The sequence below is a fragment of the Amycolatopsis sp. NBC_01307 genome (assembly GCF_035975215.1).
In the GTDB taxonomy this organism is placed as follows: domain Bacteria; phylum Actinomycetota; class Actinomycetes; order Mycobacteriales; family Pseudonocardiaceae; genus Amycolatopsis.
This window is the reverse complement of the sequence record NZ_CP108403.1, coordinates 1691166-1707301: the sequence shown is the minus strand read 5'-3', so window position 1 is coordinate 1707301 and position 16136 is coordinate 1691166. Positions and strand designations below refer to the sequence as shown.

The following is a 16136-nucleotide window of genomic DNA, read 5'->3' as shown; positions in this document are numbered from 1 at the left end:
CTGATCGGCCCGTTGAAGGATGATCACGCGGATGCCACGGTGGCCAGGTGTGTAGCGTCGGCTGCTATGAGCTGGCTGCCTGACGATTTCGTCCACCCCGTCTACACGCCCGTGCTCGACACCGGGCTTCACCTGCGGCCGATCCGGGAGACGGACACCGCTCTCGATTACCCTGCCGTGATGGGCTCCCGGGAGCGCTTGTGGGGAATCTTCGGCCCGGCCTGGTCTTGGCCCAGGGAGACGATGACGTACGAGGAGGACCGCCTCGACCTGTTGCGGCACGAGAAGGAGATAGCCGCGCATCAGTCGTTCAACTACGCACTGCTGGACGAAGAGGAGACCGCGATCCTCGGCTGCGTATACATCGACCCGCCCGAGCGCACCGGTTCCGACGGCGAGGTGGCGTGGTGGGTGGTGGACGACCTCGCCGGCAGCGACGTGGAGCGTGCGCTCGACGCGCTGGTGCCGCGGTGGATCGCCGCCGACTGGCCCTTCCGCCGGCCCCGCTTTCTGGGTCGCGACATTGCCTGGCAGGATTGGCTCGCGCTGCCGCCCGTCTCATGACACGTCCGAAGCGACAGCTGGATCGTGTCCCTTTTGAAGTTCCTCTCATCGTTTGTGTGGCGGAGTCGAGCTAGGGCCGGAATCCCTGACGTAAGGGCCAAGCGTGGTCAAGTTGCGTGTCGCATTGGTCAACTAGGCTGTCGCTCGACACCGCAGGCGTAAGCGGGGATGGCGACAAGCTCTCAGGCGCGTGTTCGAACACATATCCACGTCGCGATCACCGGCAGCTTGGGAACGGTTTCCTGTCGCCGACTCGGTCGCGTGGGTAGCAGGGGGCCGTACTCGGCCATTACCCGCACGTCTCGTGCTCCGGCGCCCGAGTGAAGAACTGCGCCAGCTCCTCCGTAGTCAGGTTGCGCTTCAACGCACCGCAGATCTGAGCGATCGCCTCCTCCGGATCAGTGGTCCAGGTGATGACCTCGCCGGTCAGGCTGCTGCTGGTCACCTCACGATCATCGGGGCTGAACGCGACCGAAGTGATCGCCCCGTGGTGCCCGGTGAGCGTGGCCAGCCTCGTGCGCGTGGCCACGTCCCACAGAACAGTCGTCCCCTTGGCATCGCCCGTCGCGAGCATCCTCCCGTCGTGGCTGTAAGCGACGCCCGTCAGCGTTTCGCTGTGCCTCAGCGTCGCGGTGCGCGTCCGGCTCGGCACGTCCCACAGGGTCAGGGTGCGGTCGATGGACGTCACGGCGAGCGTCCGGCCGTCGGGGCTGAACGCGGCCTTGCTGACCACTCCGTCGTGGGTCAGCGTCGCCACCCGGGCGCCGTCGGGGACGCTCCACAGCGTCGCGGTCCGGTTGTTGCCGGAGAGCGACATCAGCGTCCGGCCGTCCGGGCTGAACGCGACGGTGTTGAGCGTGCCGCCCGCGTCGAGGCTGAGCACCTCCGCCCGGCGCCGGAGGTCCCACACCTTCACGGATTCGTCGCTGCCCGCGCTGGCCAGCAACTGCCCGTCGGGGCTGAAGGCCACGGTCTTGATCCGGTCGGTGTGTCCGCGCAGCTCCCCGATCTGCACCGGCGCCAGCCGGTTCGTGACGTCCCAGACCGTCAGCATCTCGTCGAGGCGGCCCGTGCTCTGTACGGCCGTACCCCCGCCGATCACCATGGTCCGGCCGTCCGGGCTGTAAGCGACAGCGTTGACCGGCCCTCGCAGCCCGGTGATGACGGCAGTCCCGGCACCGCGGTGCGGGGTCTGCAACCGGACGCTCCGGTCCTCTCCGCCGGTGGCCAGGGTCTTCCCGTCCGGGTTGTAGGCAACCGCGTTGACCGGGCCCGTGTCACCGGCCGGCGGTACGCGCGTGGTGTCCCAGAGGATCATCCGCCCGTCCTCGTCGGCGGAGGCCAGCAGCGGGAGCCGCGGGTGGAAGGCGACCGAATAGATGTTGTCGGTGTGCCCGGTCAGGTGGGCACGCGCCTGCCGCGTCCGCACGTCCCACAGGATGACCTGGTAATCGTGCCCGGCGGAAGCGAGTGTGGTCCCGTCCGGGCTGAAGGCGACCGTCCGGACTTCACCGGTGTGCCCGCTCAACGTGGCCGGCGCGACATGCCTGGTCACGTCCCACAGCCGGACGCTCAGGTCCGGGCTGGCCGACGCGAGCGTCCGGCCGTCAGGGCTGAACGCGACATCATCGACCGAACGGGTGTGCCCGGTCAGGACGGCTGTCCTCGCTCCGGTGCCGGCCGACCAGAGGCCGATCGTGCCGTCGGCACCCCCGGTGGCGAGGGTTCGCCCGTCGGGGCTGAATGCGACCGCCTGTACCGCGCCGGTGTGCCCGATCAGCCGGAAGCGCTCAGTGCGGCGGTCCAGGTCCCAGACGATGACGGTGCCGTCCGCACCTGCCGAGGCGACGGTGTGCCCGTCGGGCCCGAAGGCGATGTCGTCGACCCGCTTCGCGTGCCCGGTCAGCGTGGCGACCGGCCTGCCCAGCCCGACGTCCCAGAGCATCACTTTCCCGTCATCGCCTCCGGTGGCCAGGGTCTTGCCGTCTCCGCTGAAGGCGACGGCGCGCAGCCAAGCAGGGTGGTCGCGGTACACGGCGCGGCGGGTGTGGTGCACGCGGTCCCACAGCACGAGCGTCCGGTCCTTGCTCACGGTGGCGATCGTGTCGTCGGCCGGGCTGAAGGCGACCTTGCTGATCGCGTCGCTGTGCCCGGTGAACTCCGCCTGGTAAGCCTGGCGATTCGCCACGCTGAGCAGCGCGCCGCGGGCCTCGGGGGTCGGCGCGGCGCGGAACGCCTCCACACCGAGCAGCATCGCCGTGCCGGGCCGGGAGTCCGCCAGCCCGAGCGCTTCCGCGGCCAGCTGGCGGGAGAGCGAGACCTTGCCGGCGGCCACGGCTTCCTGGTACTGGCCGATCGCCGTCACCCCGACCCCGACGGCCGCGAACAACGCCACCGCCAACCCGATCGCGAGGTACCGGATGCGGCGCTGGCTGCGCACCGAAGCCGTGCGCTCGCGGTCGGTCGCCTCGACGCTGGCGTCGACGAACGCGCGCTCGACCGGGTTGAGATCCGCGGCCCGGCCACCGTGCTCGGTCCACTCGCGAGCGACCGTCAGCCGGGCACCGCGGTACAGCGCGCCGTGGTCGTGGTCCAGTTCTTCCCAGCGGCGGGCGGCTCCGGTCAGCTCGCGGTGGACGCGCAGCCACTCGTGGTTCTCGTCGATCCAGTCCGCCAGCCGCGGCCACGAGGTGATCAGCGCTTCGTGGGCCAGTTCGGCCGTGTCGCCGTCGAGCGTGATCAACCGGGCCGCGACCAATCTCGCGAGGACGACTTCGGTGTCGTCGTGCGGCAGCGGCGTGGTGACGAGCTCGGCGCGGTCGGCGGGCCGACGGGTACCGTCGTCCGGCGCGACGAGGCGCAGCAGGATCCGCTGCGCGAGCACCTGCTGCTGCGCGGTGAAGCTATCGTGGACGCTGTCGGCGGTCTGCGCCATCGCGCCGTGCAGCCCGCCCGAGGCGGCGTACCCCTCGAGGGACAGCGTGCGGCCACGTCGGCGACGCCAGGTTTCGAGCAGCACATGCGACAGCAGCGGCAGACCGCCCGGCCGGTTCAGGACTTCCTCGATCAATCGCGTGGTCAACGCGCGCTCGACGACCAGCCCCGCCACCGCCGCAGGTTTCACGATCACGTCCCGCAGTTCGTCCGCGGTGAGCGGGCCGACCAGGATGTGCGCCCGGCCCACCGCTTCGGCCAAGGCCCGGTCTTCCGCGCACCGCCCGTAGAAGTCGGCCCGGATCGCGATGACGACCCGCAGCGGGTGCTCCGTCCGGGCGGCCATGGCCGGCAGCGCACCGAGGAAAGCGCTGCGCTCCGCCGGATCCGTGCAGAGGGTGAACACCTCCTCGAACTGGTCCACGACCAGCAAAGTCTCCCCCTGCGATGCCGGGATCCGGGCGAGCTCCGCCATGGGGTGCGGGCCGGGGGTGATCACCCGGATCTCGCCGAACCGCGGCGGGTCTTCGTCGCGCAGCCGGGGCAGCAGGCCGGCGCGCAGCACGGACGACTTCCCACTTCCGGACGCGCCGACGAGAGCCACGATGCAGCTGTCGCCCAGCAGGTCCGCCAGCTCGCCAATGAGGCGGTCCCGCCCGAAGAACCGGTCGTGGTCCTCGGTTTCGAACCGGGCCAGACCGAGGTACGGCGGCTCCTCGGCACCGTCATCGACGGGCTGGGCGGCCGCATCACGCGCCGCCTCCCGCCAACGCGCCTCCCACTCGTGGACGTCCTCACCACACGCGGCGACGTAGGCCAGCGTCACCGCAAGAGACGGCAGCCGCACCCCGGCGGCGGCCTGCGACAGCGCGGGCGCGGAATAGCCCGAATGGGCAGCCATTGCCCGGTACGTCGGACTTCCGGCGCGTTGCCGCAGTTCCCGCAACTCAGCAGCGAACTCTTGCGTCGGACCCGCGTCGGGGTCCAGCTTTCTTTCCCGGCGTCCCATGCCTCCCCCTCCGCGACCAGCCTCGCAGAGGCACGATCGGCGCGCAAGAATTGATAAGCACCGCGCTGACCATTGCTTATCAACCATTTGGCCGGTTGACTCGCCTCCGGATCACAGTGATCCGCGAATTGCTGCAGCAGCAGAGTCAGAAACGCCCACTTCCGAGGAGAATTCTTTGAGAAGCAAGGTCCGAGCGATGCGACTGAAGCGTTTCGCCGGCGCGATCGTCGCCCTGGTCGTCAGTTTCACGCTGGCGAGCGTGACCCCGGCCAGCGCACAGCCGGCTCCACAGGGGGACTACTGCCTCCAAGCCCTGGAGGGCGGGCCGGCGACGTGCTTCGCCTCCGAGCAGGCGCTGGCGTCCTACCAGAAGGCCGTCGCCGTCTCCCCGCTACTCACCGTGTTCGACGATGTCAACTACACCGGTGGGTACAAGAACTACTACAGCGCCTACGGCCGGGCCTACTGCGACGACAGCCTCACCCCCAACGAGGCGTCCGACGGCGACCTGAGCAACGACTACTTCGACACCGGCGCCACCGTGGACAAGGACATCAGCTCGTTCGTGATCCTGCCCGGTTCAACGTGCCTGGTCACCTTCTACGACCAGACCGGGTTCCACGGCAATCACGTCACCAAGGGCGTCAACTGTCCTGACATGAGGACCTGCTTCGCCAGCGGGAACTGGAACAACCGGGCACGGTCGCTCGCCGTCACGTAACCGCCCGAGCCGGGCCTGGACTGGCGCAACCAGCCCCAGCAACTTTCCGCAGGTCAGCGGCAAATCCTGTGAGAGCGGACCTGTCCGGTTCCGGACAACCCATGAGCGCTACCGAGAAGGGCAACCGGAGTCGAGGGGGCTCCGGTTGCCCTTCGGGACCACCTCGGTAAACGACCGGATCGACCTGCGGGCGGGTACGACAGGAATGCAGCCGGCTTCGCTCGCTGAACAGCCCTCGACACGTCGAGCTCGGTGTAGTCGGTTGACCACGCGGCTCAGAGCCGTGGATCTGAAGGGAGGAAGCCGGATGCGGTCAGTGATCAGCAAGTCCGGTGCCGTCGCGGCAAGTATGCGCGTGGCCAGGGAGACGGCAGTCGTCGGCGCCGTCGTCGGGTTGGCCATGACCTTGGCCGGCACAACCACTGCCGCGTCGGCAACAGGGAACTCTGTTCAGACGCCGGCAGGGAGCGCGTGCCGCACCCACAATCCGCCGGGAGGCGGATCGATCACCGTGTGCCGGACGTGGACATCCGACGGCAGGGGTGCTTACAACGGTACGTGGAGGATCACCGCGCAATCCGGCGAAGCGTTCGCTCAGGCACGACTCGACGGCCCGATCGCCACCCTGTTCACCACCAGCGGGACCTTCACTCACGTCAAGAGCTTCGTCACCCGCGGCTGCAATACCGGCTGCACAGACTGGTCGTAACCGGCTACGGCAATCACCAACGACGGGTCGATGATATCGCCGCGCCAACGTTCCGCCGAACACGGCTGACTCAGGTCGGAACCCAACCGGGGCGGTGCCCTTCGCCGCCAGCGAAGAGACCACCGCCCCTCTCCAGCACCGGCACTCACGCCACGACGTTGCGAACCGCAGTCTTCGCGGTCGAACTCGCGGTGGTGATGTACTCGCGTTCGTGCCGCACCCGGCCAGCGGGGTGCTGGCGCTCTTGGTGCACGCCGAAGCCGACCTCGCTCGCCGATGGAGACTTCGTCGCATGTCTCGGCGCCATAGCACCCAAACCGCAGTTACACATCGGCCGTCTCACGGCGAACAGCGCGGTCAGCTGCGGCGTGGCCGCCCCAACTCGCGGGCCACGCCGCGCCGGCCACCTCAGCGCGGGCCCTTCCTCCGCCGACGTCACGTCGATCATCGGGCCTCCCTCGGCGGTGACCAGTCGACCGGAGTGCCCGGGTCGTGGACCGGCGGTGTGCCGTAGTGGCCCGGTGGCAGAGTGCGGTGCCGGCGCAAGTTCACAAAGCAGCTGACCACCTGGAGGATCACGACCGCCACGACGTAGCCGGCCACCCAAGACGTGAACGCCGGCGGCCGGCGGTTCCCCAGCAGCAGGTCCGATACCAGCGGGAAGACCACCAGCACCGGCGTTCCGACGACGAGGTGCTCCGTCCGCATCGCCCGGGCGACGGCCAGGGACGTGGCGTCTTCGGCGACCAGCGGCCGGCGGAGCACGCCGGCCAGCACCCAGCCGGCGTAAAGCGCGCTCAGGACGAGAAGAACCAGCCAGTTCACCGCGTACGTCCGGGCCGACGTCGTGAAGTAGATGGCACCGGCGAGCCCGGCCCCGCCGGCGAAGGCGAGCACGAGAGCCGCGATGTACCAGCCGCCCAGCACTCGCCACCATGGATCCGGCGCGTGCGTCGACGGCACCTCCTCACGCAGTTCCCGCTCCCGCAGGCGAATGCCGTCGCTGAACGAGAGTCCGAGCGCGAAGTAGACGAAGTAGCCCTGGAAGATCCCGGTCATCCAGGGCTCGAACGGCAGCGAATACACCCTCGCCGCGGCCGCGGCGACCACCGCGTAGACGATGAAGCGCCAGAAACGACGGCCTTGAAACGGCAGTCGCGTCGCGATCAGTGCCGTCACCAGCGGTGTCGGCCGGCCGACCGGTTGGCCGCGCCTGGCCAGCCACCGCCGGGCCACGTCCTGCTCCGCGGCGGTCACCATGATCATCTGGCCACCGCCAAGGTGCCGTAGTCGCCCGCCGGGAGCTTCCGGCGCCGGTATTGCGTGTAGAGGCCGATGAGCATGGTCGCGTAGGCGAGGACGACGTAGCCGACGAGCCACAGTGTGAACTCGTGCGGCTGCGAGCCCGACGTCAGGACGTCGAAGAGCACCGGGAGCGAGAACAGCGCGGGCATGGCGAGCAACGGGTCTTCGGCCCGCACCACGCCGTCGATCACAAGCGACGTCTCGTCCTCGGCGATGACCGGTCGCCGGAGCACGCCGATGAGGACCACCGCCACCACCGCCGCCCCGAATGCGAGCAGGGCGAGCCAGCCCACCGCCCAGACCCACTGCGACGTCGTCACGCACATCACGACGGCCAGGAGAGCGCCTCCGCCGAACGTGATCACCAACGACGCCAGGTACCAGCCGCCCAGCGACTTCCGCCACGACGGCCGTGGCACGTCCAGGCGCCGGTCGCCCAGCCAGGCCGCGGCCCGGCGGTCGGCCCGCCGTACTGAGCTCCGGACGAGCAGCAACCCGCTGGCGTTGCCCACGAAGAGCACACTGCCCAGGGGCGTGTGGAGCCAGAGCGCCAGGAACTGCAGGACAATGCCCGCGAGCACCACCACCACGATCAGCACGACCGCCCACGCCCAGTACCCCGGCGGCCGCGCGCCGCGGCGGGCGCCCAGCCGCAGCGCCAGCAGCGTCCTCGGCTCGGCCACTGTGACGCCGCGCTTAGCCAGCCACTTCCTGGCCGCTCCGACCTCGGCCTTCGTCGGTCCTTCCACGTCTCCCCCTCGCCTCGAGGAGTACACGCACGAACGCACCGAAAGGTTGGCGCGAACCTAGGTTATCGGGCCCTCGTGGCGCCCAGGCGTTTCAGGGCTCGCCGTCGGATCTGCAGGTTGAGGTCGATACAGGTTGACCGGACAAGCTCAGCGCACGAAACTGCTTCCGTAGCCGCCACAGCGAGAGCGCCGGCGCCCTCGTCAGCGAGCTTGTGAGCATCCCGCCACCACGAACGGTCCTCCAGCTTGGCGAGGCCGCTTTCCACCTGATGACTGTATTCACTGTCGACCAGGTACAGGGCGTCGAACACCCGCTCGCTACAACCCGCGAGGGAATTGACATCCATCCTTTCGAGCGCATCAGCGAGAACCCGGTGGCGGTGAACGTCCCGACGACATCGGTGTGCTGGTCCACGAACGCGAACGCCCCGGTGCCGCCGGAGGCGACGCCGACCAGTCCGCCACCGGGATCGCGGCTGTAGGTCGACGTGCCGTCCGAAGCGATCATGTTGCCGAGGCCCGAGAACGAGAACGCCGTCGTCGCGCCCGACGCGATCGTGGTGTCGGTCAGGTTCCGGCCCAGTCCGTCGTACCCGAAGTTCTGCGTGCCCTGCACGATCATCTGCCCGAAGGCGTCCGACGCGGACACGAGGGTGCCGGTCGTGGACGCCCGCTCCCGCAGGGTGCCACGGGCGCTGTAGCTATAGGTGTTCGAACCGTCGGAGGTCAGCTCGTTGCGCGCGTCGTAGGTGTAGGTGTTGGCCGCCGACCCGGCGAAGCCCGCGGTCGTCTTCGACGTGAGGTTGTCGTTCGCGTCGTAGCCGTAGCCGACCGACGCGATCGACGCTCCCCCTGCCGTCGTCAGCGCGTCGCCGGTCAGCCGGTGCAGACCGTCGTAGCCGAACGTCCGTGCGTTGCCAGTGCCGTACTTCACGCCACTGACCTGGTTGAGCGCGTTGTAGCTCAACGTCTGCGAACCGCCGGTAGCCGCGTCGGTGATACTCGAGAGCCGATCGGCGCTGTCGTAGCCGTACGACGTCGTACCCGCCGCGTCCACACGCGACGCCATCAGCCCGTCGGTGTTGTAAGCGAACGACGACGCCCCGGCCGAACCGCTCGCCGTGAGCAACGCGCCGCGGTCGTTGTAGGTGAACGTTTCGCTGGACGCCGCCTGGTGGTCGGAATGCCCGGTCACTCCGGCCTCGGAGGTAGCGGTCGAGGTCATCCGCTCGCTCGGGTCGTAGCCGAACGTCCGGGACGCGGTCGCGGCGTCGGCGCCGCCTTCGACCGGGTCGACCGAAAGGAACCGGCCCAGCAGCGGGCTGTACGGCCGGGCGCCCATCTGCACCAAAACAGGCCACAGGCGTGCTCGTAGGCCCGCTGGTGTTCACCGAGCCAGCCGTAGTCCATCGAGCCAGGCGAGTTGTCCGGCACGTTCTGCGGGTCGACCGCGCCGTCCGTCTTGAGCGGCCGGCCGTACGGGTCGTACGTCCGCAGCTCACCGGTCTGGGGACCGGAGGCGTCGGTGGACAACACCAGGTCACCGCGGACCGAAGGGTGGTCGAACGACGGGGTGAAAGCGCCGTCCGAACCGGCCGCGCTGGTGTAGAGCGCGGACCTGACGTCGGCACCGCGCTTGAGCGAAGGATCCGACGGCGTGAACGCCCAGCACAGAGAGAGTTCCCTGCAGCTTGCTCCGCACGGTAGCTGGGGCGGGCGGAAACTCGGACTGCCCCGTCGAGAAACCGCATTGGTCACCCATCGTTCACCTGATCCGGGCGCCAATATCCCCCACGCGGGTGACTTCACTGGGATGGCAGATTAGAGCCGGTCGCGCGTCATTTCACTCGTTGAGGGCACGCGAGCCGAGTCCTCGCGGTGGCACAATTATTAATGCTGTCTTCCGGGCGATCGTTGGGGGGTGAAACCATAACGGGAAACCGGAAGGCTACGTGCTGGATCACTGCAGTGCGGGGTCTAAATGCACTTTGTTCAGTGAATCCCACCGGTGGGGTCGCGCCTTGAGGCGAGTCTTGGAACAGAGTCTCGGAACAACTGCGGCTCATTCGCCGCCGCGCCGTTCTACGGCAACCCGTGAGTCGGCGGCGGCACGGTCGCGGTCCGCGGCAACGCCGGAAACACCGGTTCGCAAGGGAGTGACCGTGATCTGCATCCTGGACACGCACTGATCCGCAGCCAGTATCCCGTATCCGAGTTCGGCCGGGTTCATGCGAGAACCGGCGGGGGGAGAATGAGAGTGGAACAGCCGATCACGCTCGACGTCAACGCCTTCGACGTGCACGCCGAAGGCGCCCGGCTGCGGGAACGGGGTCAGGTCACCCGGATCGAACTGCCCGGCGGCGTTCCGGCCTGGGCTGCTACCGGCAACGACGTCCTGCGTCGGCTGCTGGCCGACCCCCGGGTATCCAAAGACGCGGTGAAGCACTGGCCCGCGTTCACTAACGGGGAAATCGCCGAAGACTGGCCGCTGCGGATCTGGGTGTCGATCCGGAACATGTTCACCGCCTACGGCGCCGACCACCGGCGGCTGCGCTCCCTGACGGCCGCCGCCTTCACGGCCCGCCGCACCGAGGCGCTCCGCCCGAAAGTCGAAGAAATCACCCGGGACCTGCTCGACGCCATCGAGGCAGATCCCGGTGATACGCCCGTCGACCTGCGGGCACGGTACGCCTACCCGCTGCCGATCGAGGTCATCTGCCGGCTGTTCGGCGTCCCGGGCGACAAACAGGCCGGGATCCGCGAAGTAGTAGACGGCTTCTTCGACAGCGCGATCACCGCGCAACAGGCGCAGGCGAACGTGGCGGTGGCGTACGCCCTGTTCACCGACCTGATCGCGCAGAAGCGCGCCGCGCCCGCCGACGACCTGACCAGCGCCCTGATCGCCGCGCGCGACGACCGGGACGGCGCGCTGACCGAAACCGAGCTCGTCGACACGCTGATGCTGATGATGACCGCCGGCCACGAGACCACCGTGAACCTGCTCGACCACGCCATCACCGCGCTGCTGACCCACCCTGATCAGCTCGCCCTGGTCCGGTCCGGGCGACGGTCCTGGACCGCCGTGGTGGAGGAGACGCTGCGCTGGCAGGCGCCGATCCCGTACACGCCGCTGCGGTACGCGGTCGAGGACATCGAGGTGGACGGCACGATGATCCGGCGCGGCGACGCGATCCTGGTCGGCTTCGGCGCCGCCGGGCGCGACCCCGCCCAGCACGGCGACACCGCCGACGAGTTCGACATCACCCGCGCGGCCGCACCACACCTCACCTTCGGCTACGGCGTGCACCGCTGCCCGGGCGCGCCGCTGGCCCGGCTCGAAGCCGAGGTGGCGCTCCCGGCGCTGTTCGACCGCTTCCCGGAGCTGTCCCTCGCCGTGCCACCGGAGAAACTGACCACCCTGCCCACGTTCCTGTCCAACGGACACACCAGCCTGCCCGTCCACCTCCGGCCCGCACCTCGATGACACCGGAACCGGCCCTCCACCGCGGGCGCGGCCCGAGCGTGTCCGGTTCATCCCTCGGTTCGAGCTCCGCGACACCGCTACCGCGGACGAGCCGTTGTCCGGCCGGCTGCCTGCCGTCTTACCCGATCTGCTGGAGCCCGCCTCCACCGCGCCCGCACGCTACGCGCCGCACACCAAAGAGCAACGCCAAGCTGCTGACCCCTACCACCCTCACCTTCGACGACGGCTTGCGGCGCTGGCTCTCCGGCCCTCTGTCGGCGCGGTCGCTGGACCAGCTGGCCACCGCCGTGGCCGCCCTACGCCGAAACATGGAACAGGAACAGGCGGGCGTGCCGACCGGGTGACCGGCGCGAACCCGCACAGAGCGACCCGGCTCTGACGCACCGGGGCCGACATCAGCCGGCGTTCTCGGCCGCGGGGACGGCCAGGCGTCCGTCGCGGACTTCGGCGATCCGGTCGACCGCGGTGAGGTGGCCGCGGTCGTGGGTGACCAGCACGGTGGCCGTCGCCTGCTGGTGGGTGAGCCGGGTGATCAGGTCGACGATCGCGGCGCCCCGGTCGTGGTCCAGCGCGCTGGTTGGCTCGTCGACCAGCAGCACACCCGGGGTGTTCACCAGCGCGCGAGCGACGTTGACGCGCTGCCGCTGACCGCCGGAGAGCTGGTGGGGACGCCGCCCCGCCAGGTCGCTCAGCCCGACGGCGGCCAGCAGGTCCGCGGCCCGTTCGCGGGCCTGTGCCGGTGACCGGCCGTCGAGCCTCGCCAGCACCTCCAGCTGCTCTGCGGCGGTGAGCGACGGCAGCAGGTTCGGCTGCTGAAAGACGATGCCGACCTTGCGGCGGCGCAGCGCAGCCAGCTCGCCCCGGGACAGCCCTGCGGTGGCGACGCCGTCGACGACGACCGTGCCGGTGTCCGGGGTGATCAGCGTGGCCGCGACCGCGAGGAGGCTGGACTTGCCGGAGCCGGACGGCCCGAGCACGGCGGTCACGGTGCCGGCGGGCACGTGGAGGCTGACCCGGTCGAGCACGGTCAGGCGGGAGTCGCCGTCGGGGTAGGTCAAGGTGACATCGGACAGGTCGAGGCTCATCGCGCACTCCCCAGGGCGGTCAGCGGGTCGACGGAGGTGATGCGGCGGACGGCGAGGACGGCGCCGAGCGCGCCCAGGGCGATCAGCACGGCCGCGGGGACCAGCACCGTGCCCGGGTCGAGCCGGAACGGTACGGCGGAACCGGCGAGGGCGGCGCCGAAGCCCACCGCGAGGCCGGTACCGATCAGCGTGCCGCCGGCCAGGAGGACGACCGCCTGGCCGAGGGCGTCCTTCACGAGCGTGGCGGTGCCGGCGCCGAGTGCCTTGAGGATCGCGACGTCCCCGCTGCGCTGGATGGTCCACACGGTGAAGAACGCCCCGACGACGAGGGCGGAGATGACGAACAGGAAGCCGCGCATCAGCTGCAGCGAACCGTTTTCGGAGGTGTAGGACCCGATCGCGGACAGCGAGTCGCCGGTCGCCACCGTCCTCGTGCCCGCCGCGCGATCTGCGGCCGCGGTGTCCACAGTGTCCACATCGGACGACGTGGTCAGCGCGAGGACGGTCGCGGTCACGTCGCCGGCGGGCGGCACCAGCGTCCGCCAGGTCCCGAGGCTCGTCCAGATCACCGGCAGGTGACTGAACGAGGCGTCGCCCCCCACCGCGGTTACGGCCAGCTCGTGGCCGCTGAGCGTGACGTGGTCGCCGGGGTGCAGGCCCAGGGCGTCGGCCGCCGGCCCGGACAGCACCACCGAGCCGTCGTCGAGCTTTCCGCTGTCCGGCGCGAGACCGGAACCGGGCTCGACGCCGAAGGCGGAAACGCCGGTGCTCTTGCCGCCGGCGGCGGCCTTGACCGTCGTGATACCCAGCGGTTCGGCCGCGGCGACACCCGGGGTGGCGGCCCACTGCCGCTGCTGCCCGGCGGTGACGGCCGAATCGGCGTACGAGAGCTTCTCCCCGCCACCGCCGAACACGATCATGTCGGCGGGCAGCCCCGTGATCGCCGAGACGTTCTGTTGCCCCAGGCCGGCGGTGAGGCCGGACAGCAAGCCGACCAGCAGGGTGATCAGCACGACCACGGTCCCCATCAAGGCGAACCGCCCCTTGGCGAACTTCAGGTCCCTCCAGGCGACGAACACAGGAGACTGTCCTTTCACGACGGAAGCGATGTGCCTCCACCGTCGCCTCCCGGGACGTTCCGCGGCATCGCGCGCAGGACGGCACTTCACGAGCCGGAAGGCGCCACGCCGGTTGTACCTTTCGACAGAGGCGCCCCGGCGCCGGCTCGCTTAGGCTGGGCGGACCGTGCACACGACCACTCCGCCGCCGACCCCGACGACCCAGGCCCTCGCCTGGTGCCTGCACCTGCTGATCGTCGGCCTGCTCGCGCTGGCCGCCGTCCGGGCGGTGACGGGTGACCATGCCTCCGCCGGGGCGACCGTCGCCGCGGCTTCGGTGTGCGCTCTGGTGTACGCGATCGGCCCGCTGCTGCCGGTGATCCGCCGCTCCCGCTGGGCGGCGGCCGGGTGGCTGGCCGCGGTCGGCGTCGCTTGGCTGGTGCTGCTGGTCTTCGCCGCCGACGGGGTCTGGGTCGCCTTTCCCCTGTACTTCCTCCAGCTCCACCTGCTCCCCCGCGCCGCGGGACTTTCCGCCGTGACCGCCACCGCGGCGGCGGCGATCACCGCGTTCGCCGTCCACCAAGGCGGCTTCACTCCGGCCGCGGTGATCGGCCCGGCTCTCGGCGCCGCCGTGGCCGTCGCCGTCGTCCGGGGGTACCAGACCCTGTACCGCGAGAGCGATCGACGTCGCGAGCTGATCGCCGAGCTCACGGCGACCCGCGCCGACCTCGCCGAGGTGCAGCACGCGGCCGGCGTGCTGGCCGAGCGGGAGCGGCTGGCCCGCGAGATCCACGACACCCTGGCCCAGGGGCTCTCCAGCATCCAGCTGCTGCTGCGCGCCGCCGAACGGGCCCTGCCCGCCACCCCGGAGCACGCCGCCCGGTACGTCGTCCAGGCCCGCCAGGCCGCTGTGGACAACCTCGCCGAAGCGCGCCGGTTCGTCGCCGCGCTCGTCCCGCCCGCGCTGGACGGCACGACCCTCGGCGGCGCGCTGGAACGGCTGTGCGCCACCACTTCCGCGCGCCACCCGATCACGGCGCGCTGCCACCTCGGCGGCGTCGCGGTCCCCCTGCCGACCGCGCACGACGTCGCCCTGTTGCGGGTCGCCCAGTCCGCACTCGCGAACACCGTCCAGCACGCGCGCGCCGGCTCCGTCGACGTCACCCTCGGCTACGGCCGCGACGACGTCACCCTCGAAGTCGCCGACGACGGGACGGGCTTCGACCCCGCTGACGCTCCCGAAAGCGGTGGCTTCGGCTTGGCGGCGATGCGCGCCCGGCTGGCCTCGCTCGGCGGCGAGTTCACCGTCGAGTCCGCCCACGGCCACGGCACCACCCTCCTGGCCCGGCTTCCCTTCCCCCACACCGACCCCGAGGCACCCCGGTGACCGGCACGCCCATCCGGCTCCTGCTGGCCGACGACCACCCCGTCGTCCGGGCCGGGCTGCGGGCCGTGTTGGAGACCGAGCCCGGCATGGTCGTGGTCGCCGAAGCCGCCACCGCCGAGGCCGCGGTCGCCCGCGCCGCCGCGGGCGACATCGACGTCGTACTGATGGACCTGCAGTTCGGCGCGGGCATGGGCGGCGCCGAGGCCACCGCCGCGATCACCGCCCGGCCGGGCGCGCCGCGGGTCGTGGTCGTCACCACCTACGACTCCGACGCCGACACGCTGCCCGCCATCGAAGCCGGCGCCACCGGCTACCTCCTCAAGGACGCCCCGCCGGACGAGCTGGCCGCCGCCGTCCGCACCGCGGCCGCGGGCCGCACCACCCTCGCCCCGTCGGTCGCCGAGCGGCTGATGGCCCGGCTGCGCGTCCCCGGCACCGCGCTGACCCGCCGCGAGACCGAGGTCCTCGCCCTGGTCGCCGACGGCCTGTCCAACCAGGCCGTCGCCGCCCGCCTCCACCTCACCGAAGGCACCATCAAATCCCACCTGGCCCGCATCTACACCAAGCTCGCCGTCGACTCACGCACGGCGGCCGTCGCCACCGCCGTGGCCCTGGGCATCCTCCGCCGCTGAGTCGCGCCGGCCGCCGCAGGGAGGTGGTCACCGAACCGAGCGATGGTGTGCGGCGACGACCGCGAGCAGCTCGATGAGCACGTGGCCGAAGCCGCAGGCCTGGAGCAGACAGCGGACGCCAAGCGTGGCACTGTGGCTTCCTTCAGGTGATCGATAACGTCCTCGCCCGCGGAACAGCTCCTGGTCGCGGAGCACGACGACCGCGCACCGCGAAACTGCCGCCGCTCGAACCAGCCAAGCTCGACTACGTTAGGCGACGGGACGGGATGCACGGCATGAGGCACTTCTACGCATCGATCGCACTGGCGTCGGGGGTGTCGGCCAAGGAGCTTGCCGAGTACCTCGGTCACCACGACCCGGGCTACACGCTCCGGATCTACACCCACTCGGTCCCGTCGAGCCACCGCCGGGCGCGCGAAGCAGCCGACGGGATCTTCAAGCCACGCCACACCGGGGCGGCACGGCTTGAAGATCCCGAGACGGCCTAGCGACGGCCCGA

General features: G+C 70.4%; 14 protein-coding genes. 7 read left to right on the top strand and 7 right to left on the bottom strand.

The window, feature by feature from the left end:
- Window positions 1-66 precede the first annotated feature (66 nt).
- Complete coding sequence (locus OG439_RS07245) at window positions 67-564, top strand: N-acetyltransferase (RefSeq protein ID WP_326948581.1); 498 nt, start codon at window positions 67-69, stop codon at window positions 562-564.
- A gap of 289 nt (window positions 565-853) precedes the next feature.
- Here the strand turns inward: OG439_RS07245 and OG439_RS07240 are convergent, their stop codons facing one another.
- Complete coding sequence (locus tag OG439_RS07240; RefSeq protein WP_326948580.1) at window positions 854-4507, bottom strand: nSTAND1 domain-containing NTPase; 3654 nt, start codon at window positions 4505-4507, stop codon at window positions 854-856.
- 196 nt (window positions 4508-4703) lie between these two features.
- Between OG439_RS07240 and OG439_RS07235 the strand changes: the two genes are divergently transcribed.
- Both OG439_RS07235 and OG439_RS07230 read left to right on the top strand, forming a co-directional pair.
- Entirely contained in the window at window positions 4704-5228 is a 525-nt protein-coding gene (locus tag OG439_RS07235; RefSeq protein ID WP_326948579.1) for a hypothetical protein, read from the top strand.
- A 307-nt stretch (window positions 5229-5535) separates the two neighbouring features.
- The gene (locus OG439_RS07230) at window positions 5536-5937 is read left to right on the top strand and encodes a hypothetical protein (protein ID WP_326948578.1); all 402 of its coding nucleotides are present in this window, start codon (window positions 5536-5538) and stop codon (window positions 5935-5937) included.
- Window positions 5938-6082: 145 nt separating this feature from the next.
- Here the strand turns inward: OG439_RS07230 and OG439_RS07225 are convergent, their stop codons facing one another.
- The 4 genes from OG439_RS07225 to OG439_RS07210 all read right to left on the bottom strand — a co-directional run bounded on the left by OG439_RS07225 (window position 6083) and on the right by OG439_RS07210 (window position 9339).
- Window positions 6083-6385 carry a hypothetical protein gene (locus OG439_RS07225; protein WP_326948577.1) on the bottom strand — a complete coding sequence of 101 codons (303 nt, stop codon included), beginning with the start codon at window positions 6383-6385 and terminating at the stop codon, window positions 6083-6085.
- Window positions 6382-7203, bottom strand: coding sequence for a hypothetical protein (locus OG439_RS07220; RefSeq protein WP_326948576.1), 822 nt, complete (start codon window positions 7201-7203; stop codon window positions 6382-6384). Before OG439_RS07220 ends, OG439_RS07225 begins: the two co-directional genes overlap by 4 nt.
- The gene (locus tag OG439_RS07215; protein ID WP_326948575.1) at window positions 7200-7991 is read right to left on the bottom strand and encodes a hypothetical protein; all 792 of its coding nucleotides are present in this window, start codon (window positions 7989-7991) and stop codon (window positions 7200-7202) included. Before OG439_RS07215 ends, OG439_RS07220 begins: the two co-directional genes overlap by 4 nt.
- A gap of 91 nt (window positions 7992-8082) precedes the next feature.
- On the bottom strand, window positions 8083-9339 hold the full coding sequence (locus OG439_RS07210) for a hypothetical protein (protein WP_442792288.1): 1257 nt from the start codon (window positions 9337-9339) through the stop codon (window positions 8083-8085).
- A gap of 903 nt (window positions 9340-10242) precedes the next feature.
- Between OG439_RS07210 and OG439_RS07205 the strand changes: the two genes are divergently transcribed.
- Window positions 10243-11475 (top strand): cytochrome P450 family protein, encoded by a 1233-nt coding sequence (locus OG439_RS07205; protein ID WP_442792287.1) that lies wholly within the window; start codon window positions 10243-10245, stop codon window positions 11473-11475.
- Window positions 11476-11870: 395 nt separating this feature from the next.
- Here OG439_RS07205 and OG439_RS07200 read toward each other — a convergent pair whose 3' ends face one another.
- Together OG439_RS07200 and OG439_RS07195 are read right to left on the bottom strand one after the other, a co-directional pair.
- Window positions 11871-12560, bottom strand: coding sequence for an ABC transporter ATP-binding protein (locus OG439_RS07200; RefSeq protein WP_326948573.1), 690 nt, complete (start codon window positions 12558-12560; stop codon window positions 11871-11873).
- On the bottom strand, window positions 12557-13639 hold the full coding sequence (locus tag OG439_RS07195) for an ABC transporter permease (RefSeq protein WP_326948572.1): 1083 nt from the start codon (window positions 13637-13639) through the stop codon (window positions 12557-12559). Before OG439_RS07195 ends, OG439_RS07200 begins: the two co-directional genes overlap by 4 nt.
- 166 nt (window positions 13640-13805) lie before the next feature.
- Here OG439_RS07195 and OG439_RS07190 point away from each other — a divergent pair, with 166 nt between their 5' ends.
- The 3 genes from OG439_RS07190 (at window position 13806) to OG439_RS07180 (ending at window position 16125) form a co-directional block, all read left to right on the top strand.
- Window positions 13806-15005, top strand: coding sequence for a sensor histidine kinase (locus tag OG439_RS07190; protein ID WP_326948571.1), 1200 nt, complete (start codon window positions 13806-13808; stop codon window positions 15003-15005).
- Entirely contained in the window at window positions 15002-15637 is a 636-nt protein-coding gene (locus tag OG439_RS07185; RefSeq protein ID WP_326948570.1) for a response regulator transcription factor, read from the top strand. The genes OG439_RS07190 and OG439_RS07185 overlap by 4 nt, the downstream gene beginning before the upstream one ends.
- A gap of 275 nt (window positions 15638-15912) precedes the next feature.
- Window positions 15913-16125: a hypothetical protein gene (locus tag OG439_RS07180; protein ID WP_326948569.1), complete on the top strand. Its 213-nt coding sequence runs from the start codon at window positions 15913-15915 to the stop codon at window positions 16123-16125.
- The last annotated feature ends 11 nt before the right edge of the window (window positions 16126-16136 follow it).

What these genes read in the sequence shown, in the direction of transcription:
- OG439_RS07220 (WP_326948576.1), bottom strand. Translation starts at nt 7,203, where the DNA reads ATGATCATGGTGACCGCCGCGGAGCAGGACGTGGCCCGGCGGTGGCTG.
- OG439_RS07235 (WP_326948579.1), top strand. Translation starts at nt 4,704, where the DNA reads ATGCGACTGAAGCGTTTCGCCGGCGCGATCGTCGCCCTGGTCGTCAGT.
- OG439_RS07240 (WP_326948580.1), bottom strand. Translation starts at nt 4,507, where the DNA reads ATGGGACGCCGGGAAAGAAAGCTGGACCCCGACGCGGGTCCGACGCAA.
- OG439_RS07225 (WP_326948577.1), bottom strand. Translation starts at nt 6,385, where the DNA reads ATGATCGACGTGACGTCGGCGGAGGAAGGGCCCGCGCTGAGGTGGCCG.
- OG439_RS07180 (WP_326948569.1), top strand. Translation starts at nt 15,913, where the DNA reads ATGAGGCACTTCTACGCATCGATCGCACTGGCGTCGGGGGTGTCGGCC.
- OG439_RS07205 (WP_442792287.1), top strand. Translation starts at nt 10,243, where the DNA reads ATGAGAGTGGAACAGCCGATCACGCTCGACGTCAACGCCTTCGACGTG.
- OG439_RS07200 (WP_326948573.1), bottom strand. Translation starts at nt 12,560, where the DNA reads ATGAGCCTCGACCTGTCCGATGTCACCTTGACCTACCCCGACGGCGAC.
- OG439_RS07245 (WP_326948581.1), top strand. Translation starts at nt 67, where the DNA reads ATGAGCTGGCTGCCTGACGATTTCGTCCACCCCGTCTACACGCCCGTG.
- OG439_RS07230 (WP_326948578.1), top strand. Translation starts at nt 5,536, where the DNA reads ATGCGGTCAGTGATCAGCAAGTCCGGTGCCGTCGCGGCAAGTATGCGC.